Source organism: Psychrobacter sp. PAMC 21119 (assembly GCF_000247495.1).
Taxonomy (GTDB): domain Bacteria; phylum Pseudomonadota; class Gammaproteobacteria; order Pseudomonadales; family Moraxellaceae; genus Psychrobacter; species Psychrobacter glaciei.
In genome coordinates this window covers 88959-95480 of sequence record NZ_AHVZ01000025.1, presented here as the reverse complement: position 1 = coordinate 95480, position 6522 = coordinate 88959, and the positions used below count along the sequence as shown (strand labels likewise).

The following is a 6522-nucleotide window of genomic DNA, read 5'->3' as shown; positions in this document are numbered from 1 at the left end:
ATCACGAAGACTATAAAAAAAGGTTCGAAGCCATCAGTGATAGTCACTAAATATATTGAGCTTGAGTACAACCAGACTAGAATCCAAAAGGGTTTAGGCTATAAAACGCCAAGACAGGTGTGGTTTGACTTTTATCGTCAGGCTGCGTAACTAAAATCTCCCAAGTTAATGTCTACAGATTTGACAGCATAGGTCAGTAAACTCAAGGCTGTATATATAATGTATTTGAAAAGCACTAACAGTACTTCATAAAGATACTATAATATCGCAATCCAAACAGATATAGCGATATTCGTATGTTGTTAAATTTGTTGTTAAAAATAATATATATAACCATAAAACCCTTATTAAAAAAGGCTTTCACTAAGTTAGTCGTTGCGTGGTGGTGGCGCACCAATTATTGTATTAACAGTCCTGAATAATCCTTAAAAAACCCTTGCAAGCCTTACGCTTCAAGGGATTTTTATTATGTAGCCCTTAATAACCCTTAATAATAAGGGTATTTATCTCCCTATTTTGACGGTATCGAAAAGCCTATAGATTGAACCACTCTTACTTCAGTGCAAGCTCAAAGTCAGAAGCAGCGGTGATGGTAAATTTTATTGATGTTAACAAGCAGGCACATGGGATCGAGCCAATCTGTAGAGTACTACCAATTGCCCCTAATCGTATGAATACCGATATGATGATGAAAACATCGAAACCATACCTCTAAAATCAGATAAAGCGTTGTTCGCATACTTATTGAAGTATTAAATGACGCCACCATCACAGGGGTAGCTATTCAAGCCACTGTTCCTATGTATTGGCATAATAAAATGGAGCACGGTATACAACTTCTTTAAGCCTTATTAATTTATTACACAGCTAACTCATGCTCGTACTACATTCCGAAGATTCAGATTTTTTCAGTATCCTCTTATAAGTGAGTATAACCTCTCATAAGCTGCCTGAATTTATGATGCCTTCGCAGTAACATTCTCTACCCACCCTCCTCCCAATGACTTGTAAAGGTTCAGTAGCATCTGTGCTCGAGCAAGTTGCGAGTAAATCAAGTTTGCTTGTATTTGTTCTGAGTCCAGCTGCGCTGTCAGAGCGTCATCTAACGTTTGATAACCATAACGAAACAGTTTTTCGGCATCGCTGGCACGCTTGGCAGACTGCTGATAGGCCGTATCTAGCAATTTTTGTTGCTGAGCGAGCGCCTGATGTGCTTGATAGGTATTATCTACCTCACCAAGCGCACGCAGTAGCCGTCGATCATATTGCAGTAGCGCCGTTTGCAAACGAGCATCTGCGCTGTCAATATTGGCCTTAATCCGACCGTTTGTAAAAATGGGAACCTGTATACCCACACTCAATATACTGCCCCAACCTTTCAAATCTGGCACATCACTGTCGACATCAATGCGTCCACCTTGACCTAAAAAACGAATGGAGAAACGTGGCAGCAGATCGGCTTTGGCACTTGCCAGTTTGGCAGAATAGGCATTGACTTGTGCGCCATAGGCACGCAGATCTGGACGACGTTCTAGCAACCCTTGTGGCGTTTGGCCATTGGGCGCACTCGGTTGATGATTGAGAATGTCTACAGTCGTAGAAGGCAGCTCAAAACCTTGCGGTACTTGCCCGATAAGTACAGCTATGCTACGTACGTGCATTGCATACTCTGCATTGATTGTGCTTTTCTTCGCACGCATAGCATTGAGTTTACTTTGGACATTATTGACTTCATACATGGTGACTTGACCCGCTTGAAAACGCCCTTTTATATATCGCTCAAAGCGCGTCAATATCTCTACATTGCGGGCGGTAATGACTTCACGCTGCTGGGCGGCACGGGCCTGAAAATAGTGATCAGCAATTTTATCTGCTAGTAGCATTTGCGCGCCATATACTTTTTCTTGCACGCCCAACGCCGCATAACGGGCGGCATCAGCATCACTTTGTTTTCTGCCAAATATATCTGGCTCCCACGCAGCAGAGAATCCCGCATTAGCATGACTGCTGTCTATATCTTGGTGCGTCTCCAGCAGCGCTGTACCAGCACCCAATAGACGACTGAGGTTGTCATTTGCAGATAGATGAGCCGAACCATTTATAATGCCCGCTGAAGCATTGACGCCAGCTTGTGGCCCAAGATCAGCAGTGGCAAGACGACTGATTGCCACTGCTTCTGCAAAACGACTTTCAGCGATACGGATATCGGGGCTGTCTTGTAAGCCTTGCTCTATTAGGCGACTTAATAGCGGATCTTGCCATTGTCGCCACCAGTGGCTAATTTCTGGACTGCCCTTCGCCGCTTTGTTTTCGTCAAATGTTGTCGGAATAGAAATGTCACTTTGGCGAACAACCTGTGTGCTTTGGCAGGCGCTTAAGATCAAGACCAATGCTCCCAAACTCACAATTTTGGATAATGGAAACATGCGCTTCTTCTCCTTATATTCTCTATCATTATTTTTAATTCAGTGCCATGGTCGAGTATCAAACACGCCCTAGGACGTCTCATAGAAGCTATCCTAGGATGTCGTTATATGTATGACTGGCTTTTATTGAGCCAAATTGGGCCAGTCTGTTTTGCACATTATCCTAGCTTTTCAAGCATCGCTTTAAATCGTACTAAAGCAAAAATAAGAAACACGACGCCGATACCTGTCATGACTAATAGCTCAGGCCAAACAATGTCCAAGCCAGCATTACGGAATAAAACATTTTGAGTAAAGCTGACAAACTGAGTCGTGGGCCAATACTCGCTTATCATTTGTGCCGCTTCGGGCATATTGCTGCGCGGTGCTATAGAGCCAGATAAGAGTAACGATACGACTAAGACGGGCAACATCAATAAGGCAAACTGCGGCATACTCGGTGCTATGGTTGACAGCATAATGCCTAGAGAAGATATGGAGAAAAGATACACGACCACACCGCTACCGAATAAAAGCAGTGATCCATTAATGGGAATACCAAGCAGATATTGGACCACAAAAATCATCGATAACATGGAGGCACATAGAATCACCAAGCCATTGGCAAGTATTTTTGAAATCACGATTTCTATTGTATTAACGGGCATCACCAAGAGATGCTCGATGGTGCCACGTTCGCGTTCACGAATAACGGCAGCACCAGACAGCCCTATTGCCAAGAGCGCAATCATATTGCACACTTCCATAACTGGTGTATACCAGTAGCTGTCTCCATTTGGATTAAGTACCATGTTCAGTACTGGCTTGACTAACAAGGGTATATCTTCTTGCTTTAAAAAATCACTCACTTCCTGATTGAATATTTGGATAATATAAGCCTGCCCAATACCTGCTTGAGTCATGGTGGTCGCATCAATTAGCAGCTGAACTTGCGGTTTTCGTCCAGCCAGCACATCCCGTTCAAACCCAGGTGGAAACTCCAACACAAAAATCAGCTTGCTTTTGTCCATCAATTCACCAACATCTTCGCGTTTTACATCGACAGGAAGTAGAAAGTAAGGTTGTTGTAGGGCATCCTGAATTTGTCTGGTCAGCGCCGTACGGTCTAAATCTATAATACCTACGGGCGCATTACGTACATCCGTATTGATACCTTCTGCCACAGTATAGATAGTGACAGAGAACACGAAGCCAATCATGAGAAACAGTATCTTGTCTCCAAACAGACTGCGCAACTCTTTGATGGTCAACGTCCAGATATTTTTAAAAGTCTGCATTTATACCTCCTGCTTTTTCAGGAAAATAGAGGCAAGTGTGATAAATGCCAAGGCAAAAGCTGTCAAGACCATATACTCAGTCAAAAAGCTAGACCAACCCAGCCCTTTGGTAAAGCCGCCAATACTGATACGCTGATACCAAGATGCGGGGAACCCGACCCCAATGGCATAAGCGATGCCGTCCATACTAGAGAGCGGGTACAACAACCCAGAGTAGTTAATGGTGGGTATCAGAGTGACGATGGCGGTGACAAACAAGGCGGCAACCTGTGTGCGAACCAAACTAGACACTAAAAGCCCCAGTCCTGTAGACACATAGACCAACAACAATGCGCCAAAAGACATCGCCAAAAAAGAGCCTTTTATGGGCACTTTAAACCAAAATATAGCCATGAGCACAAGTATGAAATAATTGATCAGTCCCAGAACAACATAAGGTAGCTGTTTTCCGAGCAGATATTGAGGCACACTGGCTGGTGACGTGTAGAGGTTTGATATTGAGCCAATTTCGCGCTCACGCACCACTCCCAGCGTGGTCATCATTGCTGGAATCAACATGAGTATCATCATTAGCACACTTGGGATGACCGCATTCACGCTTTTAAAGTCTTGGTTATACATAAAGCGCGGAACCACTTCAGCGGCAGGGTCTAAATCGATAGGCAAGCCAGTATCTTGCAGAAGGTCTGTGATATATATCGTCATAATTCCTCCTACATAGCCCTCAATATTGGCCGCATTGAATGGCACTGTCCCATCAATGTAAAAGCTCGCTTCTGGTTGTCTATTGGCCAATAAATCACGTCCATAATCCACTGGAATATCAATGACCAATTGCGTCTCAGAGCTTCTAAGCGCGTATTCGGCTGCTTTTATAGAGTGTACGGGTGACGTAGATGTAAAATATTCTGAGCCCGAAAAGTACTCCGTCAACTGTCGACTTTGTGCAGAGTGATCTTGATCGAGTATCGTATAAGGTAAATCGTGCACATCAAACGAGATACTCCAACCAGTCATGACCATCAAAATAATGGGTCCAACGATAGCAAAAAATAGCCTGATTTTATCGCGTAATAGCTCTTTAAATTCGCGAGTGGCAAATGTCCAAACAGTGGTAAACCAATACTTAAACGTGTCAGTTTCGTTGGTTTGACTATCAGGTTCAGACGCTATGGTCGCTGATTCTACTGGTGTGTTTTCAGTCGAGTCGTTTTGGCTGGTGGGTTCAGTGTTATTTTTCTCATCTTCAAGCAGATACTCTACAAAGGCTTCTTCGAGATCCTCTGCTTGTTTATTACGTGTCAGCTCTGTCGGTGTACCAACGACCAGTACGCGACCACGATGCATAAAAGAGATACGATCGCATCGGCTGGCCTCATTCATAAAATGAGTAGAGATAAATATCGTGATTTTATCTTCTCGTGAAAGCGTCAATAACTGTCGCCAAAACATATCACGAGCACCAGGATCCACACCTGAGGTTGGCTCATCCAAAATCAATACTTCAGGATGATGCAGACAAGCCGCTGCCAGCTGTAATCGTTGGCGGATACCCAGTGACAATGAGGCTGGCGCTGTATCCGCTACAGCACTGAGGTCAAATTTATCTAATGCATCCTTTACAGCTTGCTGTCCACGCTCCCCTTCTATTTGATAAAGGGTTGCATGCAGCTCTAAGTTTTGACGTACGCTCAATTCTTCATAAAGCGAAAAAGACTGCGACATATAACCGACGCGCATTTTTGTCGCTATGTCACTTGCATCGATAGATTGACCCAGCAGTTTGGCTGAGCCTTCTGTTTTATCAATCAATCCAGTCAGCATTTTCATCGTGGTCGATTTGCCACAACCGTTAGACCCCAAAAAACCAAAAATCTCACCTTTTTCAATACAAAAGCTGACATTATCAACCGCTGTAAAATCTCCAAAACGTTTGGTTAGATTTTTTGCCTCAATAGCGGGCGGTGCATCAGGATCAGGGACAAATGGCGTGATAACCAACGCGCCTGCATTCGTTTGTTTCTCTGGTGGCAATAGCTTGATGTAGGCCTCTTCAAGTGACGTGACATTCAGCTCTGTCATGACGGTTTGCGTCCGCTGATTGGCTAAGAGCTTGCCATCATCCATCGCTAGCAGGTATTCAAAATTTTTGGCTTCATCAATATAGGCTGTCGACACGATGACCGTCATCTCTTGACGTTCAGCTTGTAACGAGGCCACTAATGACCAAAATTGACGGCGTGATAAAGGGTCTACCCCTGTGGTTGGCTCATCAAGAATCAGTAAGTCAGGATTGTGCACCAACGCACAGCATAAGCTCAGTTTTTGCTTCATTCCGCCCGAAAGCTTGCCAGCCGCACGCTCAGGAAATGGTGCTAGCCCAGTTGCCTCAAGTAAACGGGCTATTCGTACATGGCGCTCATGCGCATTCAATCCAAACAGTCGCGCATGAAATTCCACGTTCTCATATACCGACAGAGTTGGATAAAGATTATGCCCTAAGCCTTGTGGCATAAAGGCGATACGTTTTGACAACGCCTCACGTGCAGATTTTTCTGCCATATCCTTACCGAATACTTGCACAGAGCCATTTTGAATGACCTTGACCCCTGCAATAAGAGACAACAACGTTGATTTTCCAACACCATCAGGACCAATTAGCCCAACGGTGCTCCCTTGTAAAATATTTAGGGAAATATTATCAAGAGCAACCGTCTTGCCATATGTATGCGAAACAGTGTTAATTTCAACGGCGGTATGTTGGCTATCCATACGTTATCTCACAGTTTGTATCGTTAATTTATTCATAAAGATAACTC

General features: G+C 44.0%; 3 protein-coding genes and 1 pseudogene. 1 reads left to right on the top strand and 3 read right to left on the bottom strand.

What is annotated here, in order from left to right; translation table 11 throughout:
- Positions 1-150 (top strand): annotated as a pseudogene (locus RH96_RS14990) (IS3 family transposase); the annotation flags it as partial.
- 806 nt (positions 151-956) lie between these two features.
- Here the strand turns inward: RH96_RS14990 and RH96_RS10145 are convergent.
- The 3 genes from RH96_RS10145 to rbbA all read right to left on the bottom strand — a co-directional run bounded on the left by RH96_RS10145 (position 957) and on the right by rbbA (position 6475).
- Entirely contained in the window at positions 957-2426 is a 1470-nt protein-coding gene (locus RH96_RS10145; protein ID WP_010200587.1) for an efflux transporter outer membrane subunit, read from the bottom strand.
- 158 nt (positions 2427-2584) lie between these two features.
- A complete protein-coding gene (locus RH96_RS10140; protein ID WP_010200585.1) occupies positions 2585-3703 on the bottom strand; it encodes an ABC transporter permease in 1119 nt (372 codons plus the stop codon).
- Positions 3704-6475: a ribosome-associated ATPase/putative transporter RbbA gene (gene rbbA / locus RH96_RS10135; RefSeq protein ID WP_010200584.1), complete on the bottom strand. Its 2772-nt coding sequence runs from the start codon at positions 6473-6475 to the stop codon at positions 3704-3706.
- Between the last annotated feature and the right edge of the window lie 47 nt (positions 6476-6522).

Coding starts and splice junctions, on each gene's coding strand:
- RH96_RS10145 (WP_010200587.1), bottom strand. CDS start 2,426: ATGTTTCCATTATCCAAAATTGTGAGTTTGGGAGCATTGGTCTTGATC.
- RH96_RS10140 (WP_010200585.1), bottom strand. CDS start 3,703: ATGCAGACTTTTAAAAATATCTGGACGTTGACCATCAAAGAGTTGCGC.
- rbbA (WP_010200584.1), bottom strand. CDS start 6,475: ATGGATAGCCAACATACCGCCGTTGAAATTAACACTGTTTCGCATACA.